22 protein-coding genes are annotated in these 25,282 nt (G+C 44.6%); 16 read left to right on the top strand and 6 right to left on the bottom strand.

Translation table 11 applies throughout. The features are described 5' to 3' along the window. Positions 1-550: 550 nt before the first annotated feature. On the top strand, positions 551-2,041 hold the full coding sequence (gene dtpA, locus M9194_RS15565; RefSeq protein WP_250613604.1) for a dipeptide/tripeptide permease DtpA: 1,491 nt from the start codon (positions 551-553) through the stop codon (positions 2,039-2,041). Between the two features lie 83 nt (positions 2,042-2,124). On the opposite strand, the gene hemH is transcribed toward dtpA, so the two are convergent. The 3 genes from hemH to htpG all read right to left on the bottom strand — a co-directional run bounded on the left by hemH (position 2,125) and on the right by htpG (position 6,067). Next, a complete protein-coding gene (gene hemH / locus M9194_RS15560) occupies positions 2,125-3,078 on the bottom strand; it encodes a ferrochelatase (RefSeq protein ID WP_250613603.1) in 954 nt (317 codons plus the stop codon). A 146-nt stretch (positions 3,079-3,224) separates the two neighbouring features. Further along, positions 3,225-3,869 (bottom strand): adenylate kinase, encoded by a 645-nt coding sequence (gene adk, locus M9194_RS15555; RefSeq protein ID WP_250613602.1) that lies wholly within the window; start codon positions 3,867-3,869, stop codon positions 3,225-3,227. Positions 3,870-4,159: 290 nt separating this feature from the next. Further along, entirely contained in the window at positions 4,160-6,067 is a 1,908-nt protein-coding gene (htpG, locus tag M9194_RS15550; RefSeq protein WP_250613601.1) for a molecular chaperone HtpG, read from the bottom strand. A 261-nt stretch (positions 6,068-6,328) separates the two neighbouring features. Here htpG and M9194_RS15545 point away from each other — a divergent pair, with 261 nt between their 5' ends. The 8 genes from M9194_RS15545 (at position 6,329) to M9194_RS15510 (ending at position 12,803) form a co-directional block, all read left to right on the top strand. Next, the gene (locus M9194_RS15545) at positions 6,329-7,204 is read left to right on the top strand and encodes a transcriptional regulator (RefSeq protein WP_250613600.1); all 876 of its coding nucleotides are present in this window, start codon (positions 6,329-6,331) and stop codon (positions 7,202-7,204) included. Further along, positions 7,201-7,725 carry a regulatory protein ToxS gene (locus M9194_RS15540; RefSeq protein WP_250613599.1) on the top strand — a complete coding sequence of 175 codons (525 nt, stop codon included), beginning with the start codon at positions 7,201-7,203 and terminating at the stop codon, positions 7,723-7,725. The genes M9194_RS15545 and M9194_RS15540 overlap by 4 nt, the downstream gene beginning before the upstream one ends. 60 nt (positions 7,726-7,785) lie before the next feature. Beyond that, positions 7,786-8,070, top strand: a complete 285-nt coding sequence (locus M9194_RS15535) for an Rdx family protein (RefSeq protein ID WP_250613598.1) — start codon at positions 7,786-7,788, stop codon at positions 8,068-8,070. 96 nt (positions 8,071-8,166) lie between these two features. Continuing rightward, positions 8,167-9,078, top strand: a complete 912-nt coding sequence (locus tag M9194_RS15530; RefSeq protein ID WP_250613597.1) for a TIGR01777 family oxidoreductase — start codon at positions 8,167-8,169, stop codon at positions 9,076-9,078. Positions 9,079-9,126: 48 nt separating this feature from the next. After that, on the top strand, positions 9,127-9,954 hold the full coding sequence (locus tag M9194_RS15525) for an SDR family oxidoreductase (RefSeq protein ID WP_250613596.1): 828 nt from the start codon (positions 9,127-9,129) through the stop codon (positions 9,952-9,954). A gap of 387 nt (positions 9,955-10,341) precedes the next feature. Beyond that, on the top strand, positions 10,342-11,196 hold the full coding sequence (locus M9194_RS15520) for a thioredoxin family protein (RefSeq protein WP_250613595.1): 855 nt from the start codon (positions 10,342-10,344) through the stop codon (positions 11,194-11,196). A 208-nt stretch (positions 11,197-11,404) separates the two neighbouring features. Continuing rightward, positions 11,405-12,325, top strand: coding sequence for an SPFH domain-containing protein (locus M9194_RS15515; RefSeq protein ID WP_250613594.1), 921 nt, complete (start codon positions 11,405-11,407; stop codon positions 12,323-12,325). Positions 12,326-12,344: 19 nt separating this feature from the next. Further along, entirely contained in the window at positions 12,345-12,803 is a 459-nt protein-coding gene (locus tag M9194_RS15510) for an NfeD family protein (protein ID WP_250613593.1), read from the top strand. A gap of 115 nt (positions 12,804-12,918) precedes the next feature. Here M9194_RS15510 and ligA read toward each other — a convergent pair whose 3' ends face one another. After that, on the bottom strand, positions 12,919-14,928 hold the full coding sequence (gene ligA, locus M9194_RS15505) for an NAD-dependent DNA ligase LigA (RefSeq protein WP_250613592.1): 2,010 nt from the start codon (positions 14,926-14,928) through the stop codon (positions 12,919-12,921). Positions 14,929-15,046: 118 nt separating this feature from the next. Beyond that, on the bottom strand, positions 15,047-15,997 hold the full coding sequence (gene zipA, locus M9194_RS15500) for a cell division protein ZipA (protein ID WP_250613591.1): 951 nt from the start codon (positions 15,995-15,997) through the stop codon (positions 15,047-15,049). A 231-nt stretch (positions 15,998-16,228) separates the two neighbouring features. Between zipA and cysZ the strand changes: the two genes are divergently transcribed. From cysZ to crr, 5 genes are all read left to right on the top strand, one after another. After that, positions 16,229-16,966, top strand: coding sequence for a sulfate transporter CysZ (gene cysZ, locus M9194_RS15495; protein ID WP_250613590.1), 738 nt, complete (start codon positions 16,229-16,231; stop codon positions 16,964-16,966). A 208-nt stretch (positions 16,967-17,174) separates the two neighbouring features. Further along, positions 17,175-18,143: a cysteine synthase A gene (cysK, locus tag M9194_RS15490; RefSeq protein WP_250613589.1), complete on the top strand. Its 969-nt coding sequence runs from the start codon at positions 17,175-17,177 to the stop codon at positions 18,141-18,143. A 244-nt stretch (positions 18,144-18,387) separates the two neighbouring features. Next, positions 18,388-18,645, top strand: a complete 258-nt coding sequence (locus tag M9194_RS15485; protein ID WP_250613588.1) for an HPr family phosphocarrier protein — start codon at positions 18,388-18,390, stop codon at positions 18,643-18,645. A gap of 135 nt (positions 18,646-18,780) precedes the next feature. Continuing rightward, the gene (gene ptsI, locus M9194_RS15480; RefSeq protein WP_250613587.1) at positions 18,781-20,505 is read left to right on the top strand and encodes a phosphoenolpyruvate-protein phosphotransferase PtsI; all 1,725 of its coding nucleotides are present in this window, start codon (positions 18,781-18,783) and stop codon (positions 20,503-20,505) included. Between the two features lie 114 nt (positions 20,506-20,619). Then, complete coding sequence (gene crr / locus M9194_RS15475; protein WP_250613586.1) at positions 20,620-21,129, top strand: PTS glucose transporter subunit IIA; 510 nt, start codon at positions 20,620-20,622, stop codon at positions 21,127-21,129. A gap of 120 nt (positions 21,130-21,249) precedes the next feature. Here the strand turns inward: crr and M9194_RS15470 are convergent, their stop codons facing one another. Beyond that, complete coding sequence (locus tag M9194_RS15470) at positions 21,250-22,404, bottom strand: 2-octaprenyl-3-methyl-6-methoxy-1,4-benzoquinol hydroxylase (protein WP_348772058.1); 1,155 nt, start codon at positions 22,402-22,404, stop codon at positions 21,250-21,252. 248 nt (positions 22,405-22,652) lie between these two features. Between M9194_RS15470 and miaB the strand changes: the two genes are divergently transcribed. Both miaB and M9194_RS15460 read left to right on the top strand, forming a co-directional pair. Next, positions 22,653-24,077, top strand: a complete 1,425-nt coding sequence (gene miaB, locus M9194_RS15465; protein WP_250613585.1) for a tRNA (N6-isopentenyl adenosine(37)-C2)-methylthiotransferase MiaB — start codon at positions 22,653-22,655, stop codon at positions 24,075-24,077. 90 nt (positions 24,078-24,167) lie between these two features. Further along, complete coding sequence (locus M9194_RS15460; RefSeq protein WP_250613584.1) at positions 24,168-25,277, top strand: PhoH family protein; 1,110 nt, start codon at positions 24,168-24,170, stop codon at positions 25,275-25,277. The last annotated feature ends 5 nt before the right edge of the window (positions 25,278-25,282 follow it).

Here is a 25,282-nt window from a genome sequence, read left to right as displayed (position 1 = left end):
ACAACAATTAGCGAAAACGCTAATATCAATTGGTAGCCAGTGTAAACTCGCTACCATTGCTGATATCAACATCAGCAACTTATCCATAACCCATTAATAAGAAACAAAAACTTCTCTACTCCTATCCAGGTCTTAGTTATTTTACCGTACAAAACAACATATCCCGCCTCATTTTCAAAAAATAATATTAACAAAAATAACAATAGAGACACAAAACTTACTTACAAACCCGTAAATAGAGGAAACACCTGATCTTGTCACAAATATCCAAACAAAACGTTATAATTTATACCCTTGCCAGATATTTTTGCCACCCTCTTAACATGCCGAAATATAATAGAAAAATGACAATTTGACGACAATTATACCTATCTAACTATCAATAAAGCACAATAATATTGCATTTTTATCATTTAATGTTGCAGTCATCAGTGATAATTTGCGTCGGTAATTTTTGTTTCGCCTTCAGTGATTAACAAAGCATTTAAAAAACCACAACAAACTGCTTGGCCTAATTTAACTAAACACAACGTATTTACAGGAAACTTTTATGTCCGACTTGAACGTATTCAAGCAACCTAAACAGTTCTATTTAATATTCTCTATCGAGTTTTGGGAGCGCTTTGGCTACTACGGTATGCAAGCGATTCTGACTGTCTATCTAGTGCAAATACTAGGTATGAAAGAGTCAACTTCATTTGTTCTATTTGGCGCTTTTTCTGCTCTTGTCTATGGGTTTGTCGCTGCTGGAGGTTGGATTGGTGATAAAGTACTGGGCACGAAAAGAACCATTACTCTTGGCGCTATCTTTTTAACCGTAGGTTACGCATTGTTAGGCCTATCAACTGGCAAATCTCACCTTGGTGGCGAAACCTTCATCTTTATTGCAATGGGTGTTATCACAGTAGGTAACGGCCTATTTAAAGCCAACCCATCAAGCCTTCTATCTAAGTGTTATGAAGAAAACGACCCTCGTTTAGATGGCGCGTTTACTATGTACTACATGGCGATCAACCTGGGCTCCTTCTTTTCAATGCTCCTTACACCCTACGTCGCAGTAAAACTAGGCTACGGCATGGCTTTTGGCGTCAGTGCCGCAGGTCTTATTATCACCGTTGTTAACTTTGTCTTCTGCCAACGCATGCTTAAAGGTGTGGGCTCACCAGCGGACCTAGCGCCATTAAACATGGGTAAAACGCTAGTCGTTATAATCGGCAGCGTTATCGCGAGCTTTGTCTGCGCTTACCTACTGCAACACTTAAGCGTTGCACACGCAATTCTTGCAATTGCTGGTATCATCATTTTGGCACTTTATTTCAAAGAAGCGTTTTCTATTTCTGGAATTGAACGTGCGAAAATGCTCGTAGCCTTCGTACTGATGCTACAAGGTATCGTCTTCTTTGTGCTGTATTTCCAAATGCCAACATCTCTGAACTTCTTCGCGATTCACAACGTGACACACGACGTGTTTGGTATCCCAGTGGTTCCAGAGCAGTTCCAAGCATTGAACCCTCTATGGATCATGATTGCGAGCCCGATTTTGGCGATGATCTACAACAAATTGGGTGAGCGCCTATCAATGCCATTCAAATTCGCGATCGGTATGCTATTGTGTGCAATTGCTTTCCTAGTACTTTCTTGGAGCGTGCACTTTGCAAACAAAGATAGCATTGTAAGCTCTGATTGGCTGGTTCTTAGCTACGCATTCCAATCTGTTGGTGAGCTTTTAGTATCCGGTCTTGGCCTAGCCATGGTGGCACAGTTGGTTCCACAACGTATGATGGGCTTTGCAATGGGTATGTGGTTCCTAACGTCAGCAACAGCTGCTGTCCTTGCTGGCTGGGTAGCAAGCTTAACTGCTGCTCCTACTGGCATTACTGACCCACACCAGTCGCTCATTATCTATGGTGAAGTATTTGGTAAGATTGGTTACTGGACACTGGCTATCGCGGTTGTCACTTTCATCATCGCGCCAATGCTGACTCGCATTTGTCGTGGTGGCACCACTGAAGACAAAGCGCTTAGCGAAAGCGCAGCGTAATTTACGCGGACATGTAAAAACGGAGCCTCGAGAGGCTCCGTTTTTTTATCGCCATTTACTAGCACGTTTTGTATAGCCAAAAATTACTTTACAAGCTGCTCCATCATATCGATATGCTCATCGGAATCGTTCAAACATGGAATATAGTTAAACTGCTGGCCACCAATCTGGATAAACAGGTCTTTGTACTGAGCGGATATTTCTTCTAACGTCTCTAAACAATCGACAGAAAAAGCCGGCGCAATCACATCTAAATTCATCACCCCTTTCTCAGTCAAAGCTTTTAGTACATCATCGGTGTATGGCTTTAACCACTCTTCACGGCCAAATCTAGATTGATAGGCCATACCCATTTGATTTTCGTCTAGACCAAGCTCCTGTGCTAACAGTTGAGTCGTCTGCTCACAGTGTTGCGGATAAATATCGCCATTGTCAGCCAAACGCTTAGGGATACCATGGTAGGAGCAAAGCAAATAGTCTCCTTTGCCATTGGTTTGCCAATGCTTTCTCACTGATGCGGCCAGCGCTTTGATGTAACTTGGACTTGTACAGTAATCTCGTACAAAATGATAAGTGGGTATGGTTTTTACCGTCTTAAAGGCGCGAAAGACAGCATCAGATACCGCAGCGGTCGTCGTGGCCGAATACTGCGGGTACAGTGGCAATATGATCAAGTGTTCTACCCCACGAGCGATGAGCTTATCAATACCACTTGCAATACTTGGCACGCCATAAGTCATGCCAAGCTCAACAGGCAATCCTAATTTGCTTTCCAGCTTGTCTACCTGGTTTTTTGAGTGCACCAACAATGGAGAGCCACCTTCCATCCAGATACTTTGATAGGACTTAGCAACCTTTGGTGAGCGCAGTGGCAAAATCACCCCATGTAAAATTGGACACCACAACAGACGGTTCATATTAACCACCCGTTTATCGTGCAAAAATTGACTTAAAAAGCGTCTTACCGATTGAGCGGTGGGAGCATCAGGCGTCCCTAAGTTGACAAGTAGCACACCTTTATTTTGATTGTTTTCCATAAACACCTGCCAGATAAATTGATGATATACCTAAATCGCCTCAAATAGAGTCAGAGAAGCCACTTAGGTATCAGCTCAATCATTGTATAAAAAAGCGGCCAATAAGGCCGCTCTTTTTATTGCATATTTTTATCGATGCAAGCGAATTATGACAATGCTTTCTCAATGTCAGCACTTACATCAGACACCTGCTTAGTGCCATCAAATTTTAGGTACTTAGTGTTGCCCAACTCTGCTTCTTTACCGTAGTAAGAAATCAATGGTGCTGTTTGCTCATGGTATACACCTAAACGAGCACGTACTGTTTCTTCTTTATCGTCATCACGAACCACAAGATCTTCACCTGTTACGTCATCTTTACCTTCCACTTTTGGTGGATTGTAAGTCACGTGGTAAGTACGGCCAGAAGCTAAGTGAGCACGTCGACCTGCCATGCGTTCAACGATAACGTCATCGGCAACATCAAACTCAATCACGTAGTCAACGTCAACACCCATGCTTTTTAGCCCATCAGCTTGAGGAATAGTACGCGGGAATCCGTCTAGCAAGAAACCTTTTTCACAATCGTTTTGAGCAATGCGCTCTTTGATCAAACCCAAAATAATGTCATCAGACACTAACTGACCAGCATCGATTACTGCTTTCGCTTGCTTACCAAGCTCAGTACCGGCTTTGATAGCAGCACGTAGCATGTCACCTGTAGAAATCTGTGGAATACCGAATTTCTCCATGATGAACTGAGCCTGAGTGCCTTTACCTGCACCTGGAGCACCTAGAAGAATGATGCGCATGGTTAATCCTCTTTAGAATTTATGCTGTGTATCAAATACGTAGGTTATTGATACAACGATTTTAATTGCTTAAGTTCTACCACGCGAAAGTAACATTCGCATGATTCTTAATCTATAAGCTGTTTAGTTTAACACAAGTTTTAAACTTTTTGACTTAATCCTGAATGTGCACTGTAATTGTACTCACATAGATCAGCCAGCTAAATTGTCAATATGTATCTATTTTTCATATGGATACATATATAAAAGAAAAGCTCGCAACAGCGAGCTTTTCTTTTTATTCCGCTTGATTAGGAATTCTTACCCAACAGCGTATTTATCGCACCTAAGAACTGAGATGGGTCTTCCATCGAACCACGCTCAGCAAGCATCGCTTGACCTAGTAGCACTTCAACCCAGCGTCCGAAAGCTTCTTCGTCTGCTTCGTCTGCCATGCGTTTCACCAACTCATGCTCAGGGTTGATTTCAAAAATGTAGTTCACTTTTGGCGCTTCTTGACCTGCCGCTTCTAGCAGCTTCGCCATTTGCGTCCCCATATCAAAATCATCGGTCACAACCACAGCAGGTGTTGACGCAAGCTTAAAGGTCGTACGAACTTCTTTAACACGCTCGCCTAGGTATTCTTTCGTACGTTCAACAACAGATTTGAACTCTTCTTCCGTTTCTTTCTGTTTTTCTTTCTCTGCTTCGTCTTCAAACTTACTTAAATCAAGACCAGCTTTAGTGATCGACTGGAACTGTTTACCATCAAACTCAGTCAGATAGTTCATCAACCATTCATCGATGCGATCGTACATCAAAATAACTTCAATACCTTTCGCTTTAAACTGCTCCAAGTGTGGGCTGTTTTTAGCCGCGGCATAGCTGTCTGCTGTTAGGTAATAAATCTTATCTTGCTCTTCTTTCATACGTTCAACGTATGCTGCAAGGCCAACAGTTTGTGCTTCTGAGTCTACCTCTGTTGATGCAAAGCGAAGTAATCCTGCTACTTTCTCTTTGTTAGAGAAGTCTTCTGCTGGGCCTTCTTTCATCACTAGACCAAACTCTTTCCAGAAGCTTTGATACTTCTCTTCGTCGTTTTTCGCCATGCGCTCAAGCATAGTCAGTACACGTTTAGTACAGGCGTTACGAAGTGATTGAGTGACTTTGTTGTCTTGCAATATTTCGCGAGATACGTTCAGTGGCAAATCATTTGAATCGATAAGACCTTTAACGAAACGCAAGTAAGATGGCATGAACTGCTCAGCGTCATCCATGATGAATACACGTTGAACATAAAGCTTAAGTCCAGCTTTGTGCTCACGGTTCATCATATCAAACGGCGCTTTTGCCGGAATGTATAACAAGCTTGTGTAGTCGTTCTTACCTTCTACGCGGTTGTGACTCCAAAGTAGAGGATCAGCGAAATCATGCGATACATGCTTGTAAAACTCGTTGTACTCATCGTCAGAAATATCTGATTTGTTACGAGTCCACAGGGCTTGAGCTTTGTTGATTTGTTCCCATTTGGTTTCTTCGGTTTCTTTCCCTTCGTCATCTTTCACTTTCGTCAAAATAGACACAGGAATACCGATATGGTCAGAGTACTTACCAATCACATCACGAAGACGCCACTCACTTAAGAATTCTTTGCCTTCTTCACGCATGTGAAGAACGATGTCAGTACCACGAGACTCTTTATTGATGTCTTCAATCGTGTACTCACCTTCACCTGTCGAGTGCCATTGAACAGCCTGATCAGCCGCAAGGCCAGCTGCACGAGTTCTCACGGTCACAGCATCAGCAACGATAAACGCTGAGTAGAAGCCAACACCAAACTGACCAATAAGCTGAGAATCTTTGCTTTGGTCTTCAGAAAGCTTTGAGAAGAATTCCGCAGTGCCAGATTTCGCAATAGTGCCGAGATGCTCAATCACATCATCACGGCTCATGCCGATACCGTTATCAGAAATGGTCAGAGTATTGTTTGCTTCATCGAAAGACAGCTTAACACCTAGCTCCGCATCGCCTTGGTAAAGATCCGCGTTCGACAATGCTTGAAAACGTAGCTTGTCTGAAGCATCCGACGCGTTCGAAATTAGCTCACGTAAAAAGATCTCTTTGTTTGAGTACAGAGAGTGAATCATTAAGTGAAGTAATTGTTTTACTTCCGACTGAAAGCCTCGAGTTTCTTTATTCATGGTTGCAGTTTCGCTCATATTAGCTCCGTGACATCTGCTAAATTAACTCGCACCCACACTGATTGGGCGCTGTTTACTATTACTTTGGCTGTAAAGATGAGGCTGAAAAGTGTAAATTCAAGGTTTAAGGGACTAAAAACGATGTTTTTTTTATTTATTTTTACTATTCTTGGCAATTAAATTATTATCAAACAATCTAAAACTTGACGAGCGAACGCTTGGTACGGACACTAAGACTAGGTTTCGATTAAAAAATAAGCAAACACAAAGAAGAATTCAATGAGTAATATTGGCACCAAGTTTATTCTAGATAATCGATTTACTTTTGACCCCAACAACAACTCCCTAGTTGATCAAGCAGGCGAAGATGAAACCATTCGGCTTGGCAGCAACGAAAGCCGCATACTCTTATTATTAGCAGAGCGGCCCAACGAAGTTGTGTCACGCAATGAACTGCATGAGTTTGTCTGGAGGGAGCAAGGCTTTGAGGTCGACGACTCCAGCCTAACCCAAGCCATTTCAACATTAAGAAAAATGTTGAAAGATTCGACCAAATCCCCAGTATTCGTAAAAACCGTGCCAAAGCGTGGCTATCAGTTGATATGCAGCGTGGAGCGCACTACGCCACTACTGGCCTGTGATACGCCTCAAGACGAAGTCGCTGCTGGAGTAGACGAAACGGACATGGCAAGCCAGTTTCAACTAGAACGGCCATCACACACATCCGCGGCAACTTCTCCAACGCCAACTTCGCCCCCACCCACACCTCAAGCGTCTAAAATGAGCTGGCCGGTTGGGGCAATGTTACTGGTAGCGATCCTCATTCCCTTAATTGTTGTCTTATTTACTCGCCCTTCTGATTCTAAGTTTGTTCGCTTAGAGACAGTGAATAATATCCCGGTGTTAACACTGGCAAGTCATCCGCCGATTGATAAATGGATTCCAACGATTAAACAATGCGTTAAACAGTACACACAAACTCATGCCGATGGCTCTCCGACGTTTAAGGTTATCGCAACCGGAGGCCAGGATAATCAGCTGGTACTAAACTATATTCACGCTGTCTCCCATTCAGACGAAAACGTTACCGTCCGAATATTTGCTAGCCAAAAAGATTTAAGTAATGTGTGTCGATCGGCTGGAGAACAACAATGAACAAGAAAATAGCAGCAGGTTTACTTGGCCTTTCAATATTATTTAGTGGATGGTTGTACTGGGGAAGCGATCTCAAAGTTGAGCAGATACTCACCTCTCAAGAGTGGCAATCCAATATGGTAACCGTCATCGACACTAAGTTACCTGAAGAAGCGATTGGGCCAATCAAGAAAGGCACCCTCATTTCCAACGTAAAATATTTGCCTAACGGTACCTATATACGCTCTTCTGTGGCGCGATTATATGCCGAAGAGAACGGAAAAGTCGTGTTAGCCAATGTCATCAATATCTCCGAAGCGGGAAAATGGAGCATTAGCGACGACTATCTCATCGTCTCTCCAACTGAATTTAAAGATGTAACATCAGCAGAAACCAAAGAGTTTACGCAGAAACAATTGCATTTGATCACTCAATTGATTCGTATGGATGCACAGCAAAGCCGCCGCATTGATGTGGTCAACGACAAAACATTGTTGTTAACCAGTCTCGGCCACGGCTCTACCCTGCTCTCCACAGATTAATTTATCTTTGATTAAGGCGTGCCACTAGGTACGCCTTAATTTTTCATGGGGCAATACATTATGAGCGCAACCATCAAAGCTAACATTGACATTTACTACTGCCGCCAGTGCAATTGGATGCTTCGTTCCTCTTGGTTGTGCCAAGAGCTCTTAAGTACATTTAGCGAAGATATTGAATCGGTAAGCCTACACCCAGATACAGGTGGGCGCTTCGAAATCATTTGTAATGAGCACCAAGTATGGGAACGAAAAAAAGATGGCGGCTTTCCTGAAGCCAAAGTCTTAAAGCAGAGAATCCGAGATGTGATTGATCCTGCGCGCTCCTTGGGCCATTCTGACTCTTAACCACAATCGACACATATGACTGATAGAGTACTGAGGAGACGTTCACGACAAATTTAAAGCCCTTGCTATACTGTTACCACAAAGGAAGGAAGAATAATGAAGATACTGGTAACAGGCGGAACAGGATTTATTGGCAAAGAGCTGTTGAAACACTTTACGACGTTCAAAGTCGTCCTGCTGACTCGTGATATTGCTTTAGCGAAACGCACGTTAAGCTATACCGATCACGGCAATATCGATTACATCTCTTCCCTTTCAGAGCTGCGCGATCTGAATGATTTCGACGCTGTCATTAATTTAGCTGGCGAACCTATTGTGGACAAACGCTGGACTAAAAAGCAAAAAGAGCTCATCTGCAACAGCCGCTGGAAAATCACTGAGCAACTGGTCAATCTTATCCACGCCAGTGGTGAACCTCCCGCTGTGTTTATTAGTGGCTCCGCAGTTGGCTATTATGGCAATCAAGAGGCACACCCATTTGATGAAAGCTTGCACGTCAACCAACCTTATTTTCCTCACCAAGTCTGCTCGACTTGGGAACAAATCGCCAAGCGAGCCCGCTCTGAATACACCCGTGTTTGCATACTAAGAACAGGAATAGTGTTAAAAGCAGATGGCGGTGCATTGGGCAAAATGCTGCCTCCATATAAACTTGGCCTCGGCGGCCCAATTGGAAATGGCCAACAATATATGCCTTGGATTCACATTCAAGATATGGTGAGAGGCATCGTGTATTTGCTTAACACACCTCACGCCCATGGCAAGTTCAACTTTTGTGCACCACATCCGGTGACCAATAAACATTTTAGCCAGTTATTAGCCAAGTCGCTCAGGCGCCCACACTTTATGTTCACCCCCAGATGGTTACTTAAAATGGCGTTGGGGGAAAGCTCCATTTTGCTATTTGACAGTGCCCGAGCCAAACCTAAACGGCTCACTGAACTCGGGTTTCAGTTTAATTTCTCAAGATTAGAGCCCGCTTTAAAAAATTTGTTACACCACACTTAAAGTTGCTTTATTCTGTTTGCCATTGTTTTCTATCAATGGCTTACGATTGTGACTAAATCCATTCTTATTACAGGATGCTCAACAGGCATCGGTTACACCTGTGCACATGCTCTACACAAAAAAGGTTATCAAGTGATAGCGTCTTGTCGAAAAATTGCAGATGTCGAGCGACTCCAGTCGGAAGGCCTTACGTGTATCCAGCTCGACGTGAGCGATATAGAAAGTATTCGCGCAGGCGCATCGAAAGCGATTGAATTGAGTAATGGTAACCTGTATGCATTGTTCAATAATGGCGCATATGGCCAACCTGGGGCGATTGAAGACTTACCCACTGATGCGTTAAAAGAGCAGTTTGAAACCAACTTCTTTGGCTGGCATGAACTGGTTCGCAATATACTCCCAACCATGCGACAAAACGGCGCAGGCAGAATTGTGCAAAACAGCTCCATTTTAGGATTTGCTGCCATGAAATACCGAGGAGCCTATAACGCGTCCAAATTCGCCATCGAAGGGTGGACTGACACCTTGCGCCTCGAACTTTATGGCAGTCAGATACATATCAGCCTACTAGAGCCTGGGCCAATTGAAACTCGGTTTCGAGCCAATGCACTTAAAGCCTTTAAAAAGTGGATTACTATTCCAGGTAGCGTGCACGAGACGGCTTATCAACAGCAAATGCAACGCTTAGAAAAAGAACAATCCAGCAAATCTTTTGTATTGCCTCCCGAATCTTGTATTCAGCCACTGCTACATGCACTTGAATCGCCAAAGCCAAAACTTCGCTACCGGATTACCACGCCAACAAAAGTTTTCGCCGTACTGAAAAGGATCTTACCTAATCGATGGATAGATCCTTTGTTAAGAAAAGCTGCTTAGAAAGCAGCGTTCATGGCTAGAAAGTAATAGAAAATAAGCTATATCGGTATAAAAAGTAACTGAATGTCATTTAATCGTCACATATTGGTGTCAATATGTACACAATGATTGAGGATCAATCGCAGTGTTTACACTCAAATGATCCCAGTCTAAACCTAAATCCCAAGCTTTAGAGTCGGTGCATTTCAAATGACATTAACCCAGTTAAATTGGCTAGGTGTGGGTGTCGCACTCATACTATTTGTCTTGTTTTAACATTCAATTTAAGAATGTACTGAAAAAACGCCGCAAACGTTAATTGACGGCGTTTTTTCATATCGACTCCTTGAATAACTCACTTTCAGCCCTTATTTCTATGGTAATTCAATTGATAAGGGACACCCTAAAATGCAATCACCATTTATCGTGGAAGTTAATGAGCAAAATTTCCGTCAAGTCCTAGAAGGATCCATGCAAGCGCCGGTGCTCATTCATTTTTGGGCGTCAATGAGCCAAGAAAGCGCAGACATTATTCCCGAATTGCGTAACCTTGCCCAGCAATACAATGGCGCATTCACACTTGCTCTGGTGAACTGCGAAGAACAGCAAGCCATCGCTGCTCAGTTTGGTATCCAAGCCCTACCTACCATCGCCCTATTTGTGAATGGGCAACCTGTTGACGGGCTTGGCGGACCACAGACAATCGACAATGTACAAAGCATGCTTAATAAGCATTTGCCAAGCCAAGACGAATTAGACCTCAAAAAAGCCCTTGAGCTTATCCAGCAAAACAATCACGCTGAAGCATTAAAGTTACTGCAAGCGCTTCCAGAAGAGATGAAGCAAAAAGGCGACGTCAAGTTAGCAACAGCTGATTGCTTGCTTGAAGAAAAACAGTTCGATGTAGCCAGCCAGCTACTTGAACACATTCCGCTAGAGTATCAGGATAACTACTACAAAAGCCTCATTGCCAAATTAGAGCTTCACGAACAAACAGCAAACAGCCCAGAAGTGCAAGCACTGGAAAAAGCACTCGAGGCAGATCCACAAAATATGCAGTTAGCCTTAGACCTTGCGATTCAATATCATCAAGTGAATCGTGATGAGGAAGCGCTAGAGCTGCTGTGGTCATTCTTGCACAAAGATCTCAACGCTAAAGACGGCGATTTAAAGAAATCTTTTATGGATATACTGAGCGCCCTAGGCCAAGGTAATAGCATTGCCAGTAAGTATCGTCGGCAGCTGTATGCGATGATGTACTAGGCCCACTAATACCAAATACCTTCTGCCCCCGAATTTTCGGGGGCATTTTATTTCTCCCGCTGCAGCTCGCATCTTTAGGTAACTTGGGATATATGAGTACTACCACCTAGAATGTGGCTCATTCAGTTACCCTAACATCCAAAATCATTTGTTCTAACCTGATAAATAGGCCAAAATAATTCAATCAGTTACATAGGGAGCTTATGTTATGTTTGTTGACTCTTTGGTCACTATCATCTTTTTTATCGTCGTCGTTATTGTCGTTGTCATTTCTGCGGTCAAAACCGTTCCACAAGGGAACAACTGGACAGTCGAGCGATTTGGCCGCTTTACTAATACCCTTACACCGGGCCTCAACTTGATTATTCCTTTTGTTGACCGAATTGGTCAGAAAATCAACATGATGGAGCGCGTGTTAGACATTCCTGCGCAAGAAGTCATCTCCAAAGATAACGCTAATGTCACCATTGATGCGGTGTGCTTTGTGCAAGTGATCGATGCTGCACGTGCTGCCTATGAGGTCAACGATCTAGAGAATGCCATTCGAAATCTAACCCTGACCAACATGCGTACCGTATTAGGCTCCATGGAACTCGACGAAATGCTCAGTCACCGTGACATGATAAACACCAAGTTATTATCCATTGTCGACGAGGCCACCAACCCTTGGGGCGTGAAAGTCACGCGTATCGAAATAAAAGACGTTCAACCCCCCGCCGATCTAACCGCGGCGATGAATGCCCAAATGAAGGCAGAACGAAATAAACGTGCCGAAGTGTTAGAAGCCGAAGGGGTTAGACAGGCCGAGATATTAAGAGCTGAGGGACAAAAGCAAGCTGAGATTTTAAAAGCGGAAGGTGAAAAGCAGGCGGCAATTTTACAAGCGGAAGCCCGCGAGCGTGCTGCAGAAGCAGAAGCCAAAGCGACACAGATGGTATCCAACGCCATTGCTCAAGGCGATATCAAAGCGGTGAACTACTTTATTGCTCAGCAGTACACAAACGCGCTTAAGTCGATTGGTGAAGCCGACAACGGTAAAATCATTATGCTACCATTAGAAGCATCAGGCTTAATGGGCTCTGTTGCAGGTATCGCAGAGATGTTCAAAGCCAAAGACGGCAATCAATAACCTCGAAAATAGGACAATCATGATTTTGCTTTTAGAAAGTCTCAACCACTGGCATTGGCTCGCATTCGGTTTCGCATTACTTGCCGTTGAAGTGCTAGGCACCGCAGGGTACTTTTTGTGGTTGGGTATTTCGGCAATATTAGTCGGGATCATGATGTCCCTGTTCCCAATCGAGTGGCAAATTCAGTTAACCATGTTTGGTGTTCTTTCACTGGTGACCACTTGGTTGTGGTGGCGCAAACAACTTAAGCGAGATACTGCTGACGATGCGCAACGAGATCTGAACCAAAAGCATAAACAACTTATCGGCAGAGTCATCATCTTAGACGAAGATTTTCCTGAAGGAAGAGGGAGAATTAAAATTGGTGACACCACCTGGCCGGCAAGCAGTACCCAAGCTTTATCCGCTGGTAGCAAGGTGAAAGTTGAATCAGTGGAAGGCATCACGCTTGTTATCGTCGAAGACGTTCCCAGCTAATCTAAGCGAGTTCCTCCTCCTAGAAAACGCCTGCCTCTAAACTCCATTTCCCTTTTGATAATGGGCCTCAACAATGAGAGGCCCATGTTAACTGCCAGTATAGGATGGCTTCACCCTACATCAAATCAAGCAAGTCCTGTTCGCTGCGAACTTCGATTCCTAGATCTTGCGCCTTGGCTAATTTGGATCCCGCCGCTTCTCCAGCAAATAAAATATCGGTTTTCTTCGAGACACTTCCCGTCACTTTCGCCCCCAAGTTTTGCAACGCTTCTTTGGCTTCCGTACGAGAAAGTTGAGATAATGAACCAGTCAGCACCACAGTTAACCCAGCGAGAGGTTGTGGAGTATCAGAGCTTGTCTCTTCTATCTCAGGCCAGTGCACACCTTGCTCAATAAGCTCTTGTATCACCTTTTGGTTTTTCTCCTGAGCAAAGAAAGCCAAAATGTGTGAGGCAACTACTTCGCCGACATCAGGCACCTCTATCAATTGCTCCATGCTAGCTTGCTCAATGGCTGGCAGTGTTTTGAAGTGCTGAGCAAGGTTAGCCGCTGTCGCTTCGCCGACTTCCCTTATACCAAGAGAATATAGAAAACGTGCCAGTGTGGTTTGTTTCGAGCTATTTAGCGCATCGACAACATTTTGTGCCGACTTCGGCCCCATACGATCAAGCACGGTTATCACACCAGCGGAAAGCTTAAATAGATCAGCAGGTGACTCGACCATTTCCCGATCAACCAACTGCTCAATCACTTTCACACCTAAACCATCGACATCCATTGCTTTACGCGAAACAAAATGTTTTAAGGCCTCGGTTCTTTGTGCTTGGCAAACCAGTCCACCCGTACAGCGAGCCACCGCCTCACCTTCGACTCGCTCCACTTCTGAATCACACACAGGACAAGTTAAGGGGAAAACAATATCGCGAACTTGGTCGGTTCTGCGCTCCATTACGACAGATACCACTTGTGGAATCACATCTCCAGCACGGCGGATAATAACGCTATCGCCAGTTTTAACGCCGAGACGTTCGATTTCGTCCGCATTGTGTAACGTTGCATTGCTAACCGTCACACCACCCACGAATACAGGCTCAAGCTTGGCAACTGGCGTAATGGCCCCCGTACGGCCAACTTGAAACTCAACATCATTCAAAACCGTGATTTCTTCTTGAGCAGGGAACTTATAGGCAATCGCCCATCGCGGTGCTCTTGCGACAAAACCTAATCGCTCTTGCAAACCGATATCATCGACTTTAATGACTACCCCATCAATCTCGTAAGCCAGTTGCTCACGACGATTGAGTATGTCTTGATAAAACGCTTTCATCTCATCGAGTGAGTTCACTCGGCGGGTTTCAGGGCATATGGGTAAGCCCCACTGTTTTATCTGCAAAAAACGCTCATAATGACTTGGCAACAATTCTGCACCTTCCACTACTCCCACACTGTAGGCGTAAAAGGCCAGTGGGCGAGTTGCGGTGATTTTAGAGTCCAGCTGCCTTAAACTTCCCGCCGCAGCATTCCTCGGGTTAACAAATACCTTTTCGCCTTTTTTTAACGCCATCTCGTTCAGCTTATCAAAGCCTTTTTTCGGCATAAAAACTTCGCCTCGTATTTCAATACGAGTCGGCCAACCTTCACCTTGCAGCTTCAAAGGAATAGAGCTAATGGTGCGGACGTTTTCGGTGATATTTTCACCCGTTGTTCCATCCCCTCGAGTCGCCGCCTGAACGAGCACGCCGTTTTCATACAAAAGACTCACTGCCAAGCCGTCTAGTTTCGGCTCACAACAAAATTGTTGAATCTTTTCACCAGCCAACCTGTCGTGCATTCTCTTATTGAAACTGTCGATTTCCTCGTCACCAAATGCATTGTCTAGCGATAACATCGGAATCTCATGAGTAACTGGCTCGAACCCATCTAAAGAAGCGCCTCCCACTCGCTGACTTGGCGAATCCAGAGTAACCAATTCAGGGTGCTGTTCTTCTATCTCTAACAACTCTCGCATCATGCGATCGTATTCTGCGTCAGGGATCTCAGGGTTATCTTCTACGTAATAGCGCACAGAATGATAGTGCAGTGATTCTTTTAACTGATTGAGTTTTTCTTGGATGCTCTGAGACATAATAGGCTCTTATTGTATAGATCTCGATGCTCCTAACCCCCATGGCCTTAGTCTTGCCAATAGGGCTTAGTTAAACGAAAAAGGCTCCGCAATGGAGCCTTTAATATGATTGATAAAATCAGGCCGTCGCTGCGGTAAAATCTTGGATTTGTTTTCTATAAGCAGACAATCGGTCCGGTGTCATTAAATTTCGCTGATCATCTAGGACGTTTCCGCCTAAATCATCGGCAATTTGCTGAGCGGTTTTCAGCATCAGTTTGAAGTTTTGGTCGGCCTCGCCATAACATGGCAGGGTCATAAAAAATGAAATTCCTTTAGTCGTAAACTCAGCAGGGTCAGTATGCTCTAGTGTGCCAGGCTGCATAATATTGGCCACACTAAATAAAACTTTTCCTGTTCCGGACAAATCCGAATGGCGATGAAAAATATTCATTTCACCATATAACAGACCATTTTGCTGCATACTATCAAATAGCCTAGTGCCCACAAAGGGTTCGTTGCCTGCGCAGTGCACACTCAGCACCAACACTTCCATCGACGGTTCGTCAGTATCAGTGCTTTCTGAAAGCTCAGGAGCTGGCTCTATGACCACCGCTTCTTCAACTGGTTCGACATCTGAAATAGACAGCTCCGGCTCCACTTCTGGCTCGGAAGAGTCTGCCGTCAGTATGGGTTCCCTCAGTGAGTCAACAGGTGTACTTTCCTTTTCCTCCACACTGTCTACTGCATGCTCAGCGATAGGCGGCGCCTGATTTTTGTGTGTTATCGGCTCTTGCATCAAACTATCTTGTGACGTTGAAAAGTCATCAAACAAAGGGTCAGACACGACGTCATCACGACTAAAATCAGGCTCTTTACGCTTCTTACGACTAACCTCAGGCTTTTTCGCTGGAGCAAAATCTTCTGCCATCTCAAGCGGCTCGGGAGCAGAATTCATATCCAGCTTCCCTAAGGGTTTACTGCCAAATTTAGATTTGCCTTCTCGTTTGCTTGTCCAAAGACCGTGAAACAGTAGCGCACCTATTGCTAATGCGCCGACAATAATGAGTACAAGTCGCAATTCCTGCATTATTTACTCTCAAGCTAATTATCCATGGGATGTATCTAGAACTGTACTTGATGTTAGTTTCTCAACACGAACTACCAGCACAGTTAACCTACTTTACCAAATCTAATATGGGTTTTAGAACCGAATATTGTTAGAAGTTGTCAATATATCGTGACAATTGCCACGCTTTTTTTCTTAAACAGGTTCGGTAGAATGAGCTTTGACCTTTTTACCGATAATTAGCCATTACGTATGACAACAATTCAAAAGAAACGAACAGGGTTTGGGTACTTCTTATACGGACTCAAAATTGCTCAGCAGCCAGGCATTAGGAAATTTGTCCTTTTACCATTACTCGCCAACATCCTTCTTGTCGGAGGCTCTCTCTATTATCTGTTTTCTCATCTTAGCACGTGGATAGATGGACTCCTCGGCCAGCTACCGAGCTACTTCGAGTGGCTAAGCTATCTGCTTTGGCCATTACTGGCCATTACTATTTTAGCGACGTTCTCTTATTTCTTTAGCACTCTCGCCAATTTTATCGCCGCGCCATTTAATGGGTTGCTGGCGGAGAAGGTAGAAGAAAAGCTAACCGGTGAGCAAGTGAATGACGACAGTATAATGAAAGTCATTAAGGACGTACCGAGGGTATTAGCAAGAGAATGGAAAAAACTTCTATATGTCATCCCCAAAGCAATTGGGCTGTTTATTTTGCTGCTTATTCCTGCTCTTGGACAAACCTTAGGACCGATATTATGGTTTGTATTCAGCTCTTGGATGTTGGCGGTACAATACTGCGACTATCCGTATGACAACCATAAAATCAGCTTTAACCAAATGAAGGTGGATTTAAAAAGCAAGAAAGGCAAAGTGTATGGATATGGTTTTCTTGTCGCGTTTTTTACATCCATTCCCATTGTGAACCTGTTTATCGTGCCTGTCGCCATTTGTGGTGCCACTGCGATGTGGGTTGCCGAATTTAAAGATTGATTCGTTAGGCATGGTGATCTGTCACCATGCCTATAACCTGTTGATACACATCAAACAATAGCGCTCTCTGTCACATTTTTTTACATTGACACCAATATCCACTATACCTTATACCTTTTTGGTATTTCGTCATTTTTGATGCAGCGCATATTCTGCTAACGTAGCTTGAAACCAAAAACCAGCAGATACCTGATAAGGAAAAGTAGTCATGAGTAAGATTTTTGAAGACAACTCGCTAACGATTGGTAATACACCGCTAGTGCGATTAAATCGTGTTAGTAATGGTAAAGTACTCGCCAAAGTAGAGTCTCGTAATCCAAGCTTTAGCGTGAAATGTCGTATCGGTGCCAATATGATTTGGGAAGCTGAAAAACAAGGCATTCTCAAAGAAGGCATTGAGCTGGTAGAACCTACAAGTGGTAATACTGGTATTGCTCTTGCCTTTGTTGCGGCAGCTCGTGGCTACAAACTCACGCTGACTATGCCTGAATCGATGAGTTTAGAGCGTCGTAAACTGCTAAAAGCACTAGGCGCAAACCTAGAGCTAACTGAGGCAGCAAAAGGAATGAAAGGCGCAATTGAAAAAGCAGAACAAATCGTCGCAACCGATCCTAACCGTTACTTATTGCTACAACAATTTAGCAACCCTGCAAACCCTCAAATCCATGAAAAAACCACCGGACCTGAACTTTGGGATGCAACCGATGGCGAGATTGATGTGTTTGTCGCAGGTGTAGGGACAGGCGGAACGATTACCGGTGTCAGCCGTTATATTAAAGGCCAGCAAGGCAAAGCCATCACATCAGTGGCGGTTGAACCGGAAGAGTCTCCAGTCATTAGTCAGGCGCTAGCTGGCGATGATATTCAACCTGCTCCACATAAAATTCAAGGTATTGGTGCTGGATTTATTCCAGACAACCTAGACATTGAGCTGCTGGACCGCGTGGAAACTGTTAGCTCTCAAGACGCCATTGATATGGCAAAAAGACTGATGGAAGAAGAAGGTATTCTAGCGGGCATTTCCTCTGGCGCTGCCGTAATTGCCGCAAATAGGATCGCTGAACTCCCTGAATTCCAAGGAAAAACCATTGTAACCGTCCTACCTAGTTCTGGTGAGCGTTACCTAAGCTCTGCTCTGTTTGCCGGCATTTTCACTGACAAAGAAAATAGCCAATAAATACCTATCGAAATCAATTTTTCGTGTAAAAAAGCCCCGAAATGGGGCTTTTTTGTTGATCCCTGCTGCGCCTTTGGTAATATCAGCACATTATTATTTTTAGCTTCAAAATAAAAAAGAAGCATAAAAGGTTCTGATCGGTGACGAGCATTAATATTTCAACTATTCGCCACCGTGAATCATTAGCCCATGTCAATGACAGGGTTAAGAAACTTACAAAGTAAAATCAATCGGGGTATTAAACATGTACGAGAAGCAAGTAGAAATCACTGCAGAAAATGGTCTTCACACTCGTCCAGCTGCACAGTTCGTTAAAGAAGCTAAGTCTTTTGACGCAGACATTACAGTGACTTCAAACGGCAAAAGCGCTAGCGCAAAAAGCCTGTTCAAACTACAAACTCTAGGTTTGGTAAAAGGCACAACTGTTACCATTTCTGCTGAAGGCCCTCAAGCCGAGCAAGCGGTTGATCACCTAGTCTCTCTAATGGATGAGCTTCACTAATCTTGTGACCATGATAAGGCCATTTTGTGCACCACAAAGTGGCCTTATTGGCAATCAGTTCTGAATTAGACTAAATATTACTTAGCGCTAAGTCTAAACCCTTCCGTATCAATGTGACCAATTTAAGGTATGGCTATGATTTCTGGCATCCTAGCATCTCCTGGTATTGCTTTCGGTAAAGCACTACTGCTCCAAGAAGATGAAATAATCCTCAACACGAATTCGATATCAGATGACCAAGTAGAAGCTGAAGTTCAGCGCTTCTACGATGCACGCAACAAATCCTCTGCTCAGTTAGAAACCGTTAAGAAAAAAGCATTAGAGACTTTTGGCGAAGAGAAAGAAGCCATTTTCGAAGGGCACATCATGCTGCTCGAAGATGAAGAGCTAGAAGAAGAAATCCTCGCCCTCATCAAAAACGACAAAATGCATGCCGATAACGCGATTCATACCGTTATTGAAGAACAAGCGACCGCACTCGAATCACTCGATGATGAGTACCTCAAAGAGCGCGCCACCGATATCCGTGACATCGGTACACGTTTTGTGAAGAATGCCTTGGGCATCAACATTGTTTCTTTAAGCGATATCAACGAGGAAGTCATTCTCGTTGCTTACGACTTAACGCCATCAGAAACGGCGCAAATTAATCTCGATTACGTGTTGGGCTTTGCCTGTGATATCGGCGGCCGTACTTCTCACACGTCCATCATGGCGCGCTCTCTGGAATTACCTGCCATCGTTGGTAGCAATGACATCACCAAGCGTGTCAAAAGTGGCGACATGTTGGTGCTTGATGCGATAAACAATAAGATCATTGTTAATCCATCAGAAGCCGAACTTGAAGAAGCACAAAACGTGCGCGACGCTTTCTTCGCTGAGAAAGAAGAGTTGGCGAAGCTTAAAGACTTGCCAGCGGAAACACTTGATGGTCACCGCGTAGAAGTCTGTGGCAACATTGGCACCGTCAAAGACTGCGACGGAATCGTGCGTAACGGTGGTGAAGGTGTTGGCCTCTATCGTACCGAGTTCTTGTTTATGGACCGTGATTCGTTCCCTAGCGAAGAAGAACAGTACCAAGCTTACAAAGACGTCGCGGAAGCGATGCATGGTGAGTCGGTTATCATCCGTACTATGGATATTGGCGGCGACAAAGATTTGCCGTATATGGATCTGCCTAAAGAGATGAACCCCTTCTTAGGCTGGCGCGCCGTACGCATCAGTTTAGATCGCCGTGAGATTTTGCGCGACCAGTTGCGTGGCATTCTACGTGCTTCTGCCCATGGCAAACTTCGTATCATGTTCCCGATGATCATTTCAGTGGAAGAAATTCGAGAGCTCAAAAAAGCCCTTGAAGAATACAAAACTGAACTACGCGCTCAAGGGCTTGCCTTTGATGAGCATATTGAAATCGGTATAATGGTAGAAACTCCTGCAGCAGCAGCTATCGCCCATCATCTAGCCAAAGAAGTGGATTTCTTCTCTATTGGTACTAACGACTTAACTCAATATACCTTGGCTGTCGATCGTGGCAATGAAATGATTTCCCACCTCTATAACCCATTATCCCCCGCTGTGCTGACAGTCATCAAACAAGTGATTGATGCCTCTCACGCAGAAGGTAAATGGACAGGAATGTGCGGCGAACTTGCCGGTGATGAACGCGCAACCCTTCTGCTCCTTGGCATGGGCTTAGATGAGTTCTCAATGAGTGGAATTTCTATTCCTAAAGTGAAGAAAATCATCCGTCACTCAAACTTTGCTGATGTTCAAGCGATGGCTAAAGAAGCGCTGTCTTTGCCGACCGCTGCTGAAATTGAAGCATGTGTCGATAACTTTATTGCGAAGAAATCACACTAATCTACTGATGAGAATCAAATGAAGAACCAATAGGCGGCTAAAAGTAGTCGTCTATTTTGTTTCATTGGTATACTATAATTCGACAGAATAAACAAACGTTAGGAGCATGACACAATGGGTCTGTTTGACAAACTTAAGAAGCTAGTATCTGACGAAAGCAGTGACGCTGGTGCTATTGAAATTATCGCACCTCTTTCAGGTGATATCGTAAATATCGAAGACGTGCCAGATGTCGTATTTGCAGAAAAGATCGTTGGCGACGGCATCGCTATCAAACCAAGCGGTGACAAGATGGTAGCTCCTGTCAACGGAACAATCGGCAAAATCTTCGAGACTAACCACGCTTTCTCTATCGAGTCTGATGACGGTGTTGAACTATTCGTTCATTTCGGTATCGATACGGTTGAGTTAAAAGGTGAAGGTTTCAAACGTATTGCTGAAGAAGGTCAATCAGTGAAAGCAGGTGACACTGTTATCGAATTTGACCTAGCGCTTCTTCAAGAAAAAGCGAAATCAACACTCACTCCTGTTGTTATTTCCAACATGGATGAAATCAAAGAGTTGAACAAACTGTCTGGTGCGGTAACCGTTGGTGAAAGTCCAGTTTTACGTGTAACCAAGTAAGCCAGAACTAGGGTCATTACCTACGTACCTTACCGTTATCTGCGAAAACGCTGCTTCCATGCAGTGTTTTTGTATTTATGGGCAGCGCATTTATCGTCGCCCATTATTAAATCGGTGCAACTACAACCCTAACGCGTATTTCAAGACGGAATGTTTAATCGGCCCCGCATGTTCTGCTGCTTTTAACGCCATATTTCGCACCACTCGTAACGCCATATTGTCATTGCTAAAACCTTTGTAGAACAAGTCCATCCCCGTTTGCATCAACAAGTTGTCGTTTCTTCTTAAACTTTGATACTTCTCCAGCGCGCTATTGGTTAACGCATTTTCTGGCTCTGAGGCAGAGAGTAGCGCTTGAACATCTTTAAAGCCTAGGTTCACCCCCTGACCGGCTAACGGATTGATAGTATGAGCCGCATCACCAACCACAACACACCCTTGACGAAAATACTGCTGGGCGTGTCGCCTAGTTAAAGGAAAGCTTGCATGCTGCAATACCTTTATATCGCCGAGCTCTTCAGGGAAATGAGCCAGAATCTCGTCTCTTAATTGTTCATCATTCATAACTGACAACTGTTGGATTCGCTGTGGCGAATCATACCAAACCAGTGAACCTTGATGCCCCGGCAGAGGTAAAAAAGAACGTGGGCCAGAAGGCGTGAACTGCTGCCAGGTGATATCTTGCTGCGGCTTTTCTGTTTCCACGTTAATTAGCATGCAGTGATGACGATAATCCCATGCCGTCACACCAATACCAGCCTGTTGGCGTACCATAGAGTTCGCCCCATCGGCGCCAACGATCCAAGTCGCTTGTAAGTGCTTTCCTGACGCGAGCTCAACGATACTCTCGTCATCCAGCTGGATAGACGTTAACGAATCAGGGCAATAGCTGGTTAGGTTGTCGTACGTTGCAAACTGTTGCCATAAACCAAGTTGAATCACTCGATTTTCTACGATAAAGCCAAGCTCAGATAAACTCAGTGCATCAGAGTGAAATCGGGTGCGACACTCAGGCAGCTCCCAGGTTTCCAAGCGTTTATAGGGGCACAAACGCATACTGGCGATCGCGTCCCACGCGCCTAATGATTGCAACAAGTCCACTGATGATGAAGAGATAGCAGAAACTCTCACATCCATTGGCTGGCTTGACTCAAAAGGTGGAGGCTCGCGCCCTTCTACCACGGCGACCGTTCGATTTTGCTTGGCTAAGCCGATGGCAAGCGCCGCACCAACCATACCACCGCCAATGATAACCACATCGTATTTTTCTGCTATCTGCACTGTTTCACTACCGAGCTTTTTATGATGAACCACATTGTAAAGTTTATACGGCAAAATGTAAGATAAAACTTGCTACTAAATCCCCACCCAAATTGAACAAAGTTTGACCAACAAATGCCATTCGCCCCCTAGTCAGAGTTCACAGAAAGCAGTACAATACGCCGCCTAATTGAATGACTCTCTAAATTGCACTGGCAATTTGGCGTAAGACAACTAATTAAAATAGAACGAGCGAAAGTGAGATGAGTAAAAAACTGCTAATAAAAACCTGGGGCTGCCAGATGAATGAATACGATTCATCGAAAATGGCTGATCTGCTCAATGCAGCTAACGGCTATGAGCTAACGGAAGAGCCAGAAGAAGCAGACGTCTTATTACTGAATACCTGTTCTATTCGTGAAAAAGCCCAAGAAAAAGTATTCCACCAACTTGGGCGCTGGAAAACGCTAAAAGACAAAAAAGAAGGTGTCGTCATAGGTGTCGGTGGCTGTGTGGCAACGCAAGAAGGCGATCACATTCGTGAGCGTGCGCCATTCGTCGATGTTATTTTTGGCCCACAAACGCTGCACCGTCTGCCAGAAATGATCAAGCAGTCTCAGAGTGACGATGCGCCTGTGATGGACATTTCGTTCCCTGAAATTGAGAAATTCGACCGTTTACCGGAACCTAAAGCCGATGGCGTTACCGCGTTTGTGTCTATCATGGAAGGTTGCTCTAAGTACTGCACCTACTGTGTAGTTCCTTATACGCGTGGTGAAGAAGTCAGCCGCCCGATGGATGACGTACTGTATGAAATTGCCCAACTAGCGGAGCAAGGTGTACGTGAAGTCAACCTGTTGGGCCAAAACGTTAACGCGTATCGCGGTTTGACTTACGATGGTGAAATCTGCTCTTTTGCAGAATTATTAAGACTGGTTGCATCCATCGATGGTATCGATCGCATTCGCTTTACCACCAGTCACCCACTCGAGTTCACCGACGACATTATTGAAGTCTACGAAGACACCCCTGAACTGGTGAGTTTCTTACATCTACCGGTTCAAAGTGGTTCCGATCGTATCTTAACGATGATGAAGCGCCCTCATACTGCAATCGAATATAAGTCGATTATTCGCAAGCTTCGTAAAGCTCGTCCAGATATCCAGATCAGCTCTGACTTTATCGTAGGCTTCCCAGGCGAAACGGCGAATGACTTCCAAGATACCATGAAGCTTATCAAGGAAGTGGATTTCGACATGAGCTTTAGCTTTATTTACTCTCCTCGCCCGGGCACACCTGCAGCAGATTACCCGTGTGATACGCCGGAACAAGAGAAAAAAGAGCGCCTGTATGAGTTGCAACAAACCGTTAATGGCCAAGCAATGCGTTATTCTCGACTTATGCAGGGCACTGAACAGCGTATTTTGGTAGAAGGCCCATCGAAGAAAAACCTGATGGAGCTGCGTGGACGTACTGAAAATAACCGCGTGGTTAACTTTGAAGGACCAGCCGAATTGATTGGCCAATTTGTCGATGTCAAAATTGTCGACGTTTTCCCGAATTCACTTCGCGGAGAGCTGGTTCGAACTGAACAACAAATGAACCTTCGCGTTGTAACGTCGCCATCTGAAATGATGGATAAGACTCGTCGCGAAAATGAGCTAGGCGTCGCGACCTTTACACCTTAAGAGTCTGTACACGCACCACGCTCGTACTATAATGTCATTAGGTACCCGGTCGTTATCGGGTACCCGTAGTGACCGAACTGTGAGGCAACATTGAGCAATAAAATTGTGACTCTAGAGATCGCTCTAGAACCTTCCGATAACCGCAGGCTCGTCAGTCTTTGCGGCCCTTTTGACGATAATATCAAACACTTAGAGCGCCGTTTAGGTGTAGAAATCAACTATAGAAGTAACTTTTTCACTATCGTTGGTAAGCCCCACACCGCCGCTGCTACCCTAGATATTCTCAAATCCATTTACGTCGATACCGCTCCGATTCGCGGCAATATCCCCGATATCGAACCTGAGCAAATTCACCTTGCGATCAAGGAGTCAGGTGTTCTTGAACAGAGCTCTGAGTCCAACATCGAACATGGCAAGGAAGTGTTCATTAAAACCAAAAAAGGCGTCATCAAGCCCAGAACGCCCAACCAAGCTCAATACTTGGTCAATATGGTGACTCATGATATTAGCTTTGGTATCGGCCCTGCGGGTACAGGTAAGACCTATCTGGCCGTTGCAGCCGCTGTCGATGCACTAGAGCGCCAAGAAATTCGCCGTATTTTGCTAACACGCCCAGCCGTAGAAGCGGGTGAGAAACTCGGGTTCTTACCCGGTGATTTAAGCCAAAAAGTCGACCCTTATTTACGCCCACTGTATGACGCCCTGTTCGAAATGCTTGGTTTTGAGCGTGTCGAGAAACTGATAGAAAGAAACGTCATTGAAGTGGCACCACTGGCTTATATGCGTGGCCGAACCCTTAACGACGCCTTTATTATTCTTGATGAGAGCCAAAATACCACCGTCGAACAAATGAAAATGTTCCTGACTCGCATAGGCTTCAACTCTCGCGCGGTCATTACTGGTGACGTCACTCAAATTGACTTACCTCGCGGCGCTAAATCAGGGCTAAGGCACGCGATAGAAGTACTAAGCGAAGTAGATGAAATCAGCTTTAACTTCTTCCAGTCCGATGATGTGGTTCGTCACCCTGTGGTTGCGCGCATCGTCAATGCCTACGAGAAATGGGAAGCGCAAGATCAGAAAGAGCGCAAAGAATATGAAAAGCGTCGTCGCGAAGAACGAGAAGCAAAGCTACTCGAAAGCCAAAAAGCTGAGTTGCAAGTGACGCCTTCCATTTCTGAAACCAGCAAAGTTGAGTAAAGATG

Source organism: Vibrio sinus, from assembly GCF_023634645.1.
GTDB classification, from domain to species: Bacteria; Pseudomonadota; Gammaproteobacteria; order Enterobacterales; family Vibrionaceae; genus Vibrio; species Vibrio sinus.
Note: the sequence above shows the minus strand (reverse complement) of the source record. Positions and strands in the feature narration are given on the sequence as shown.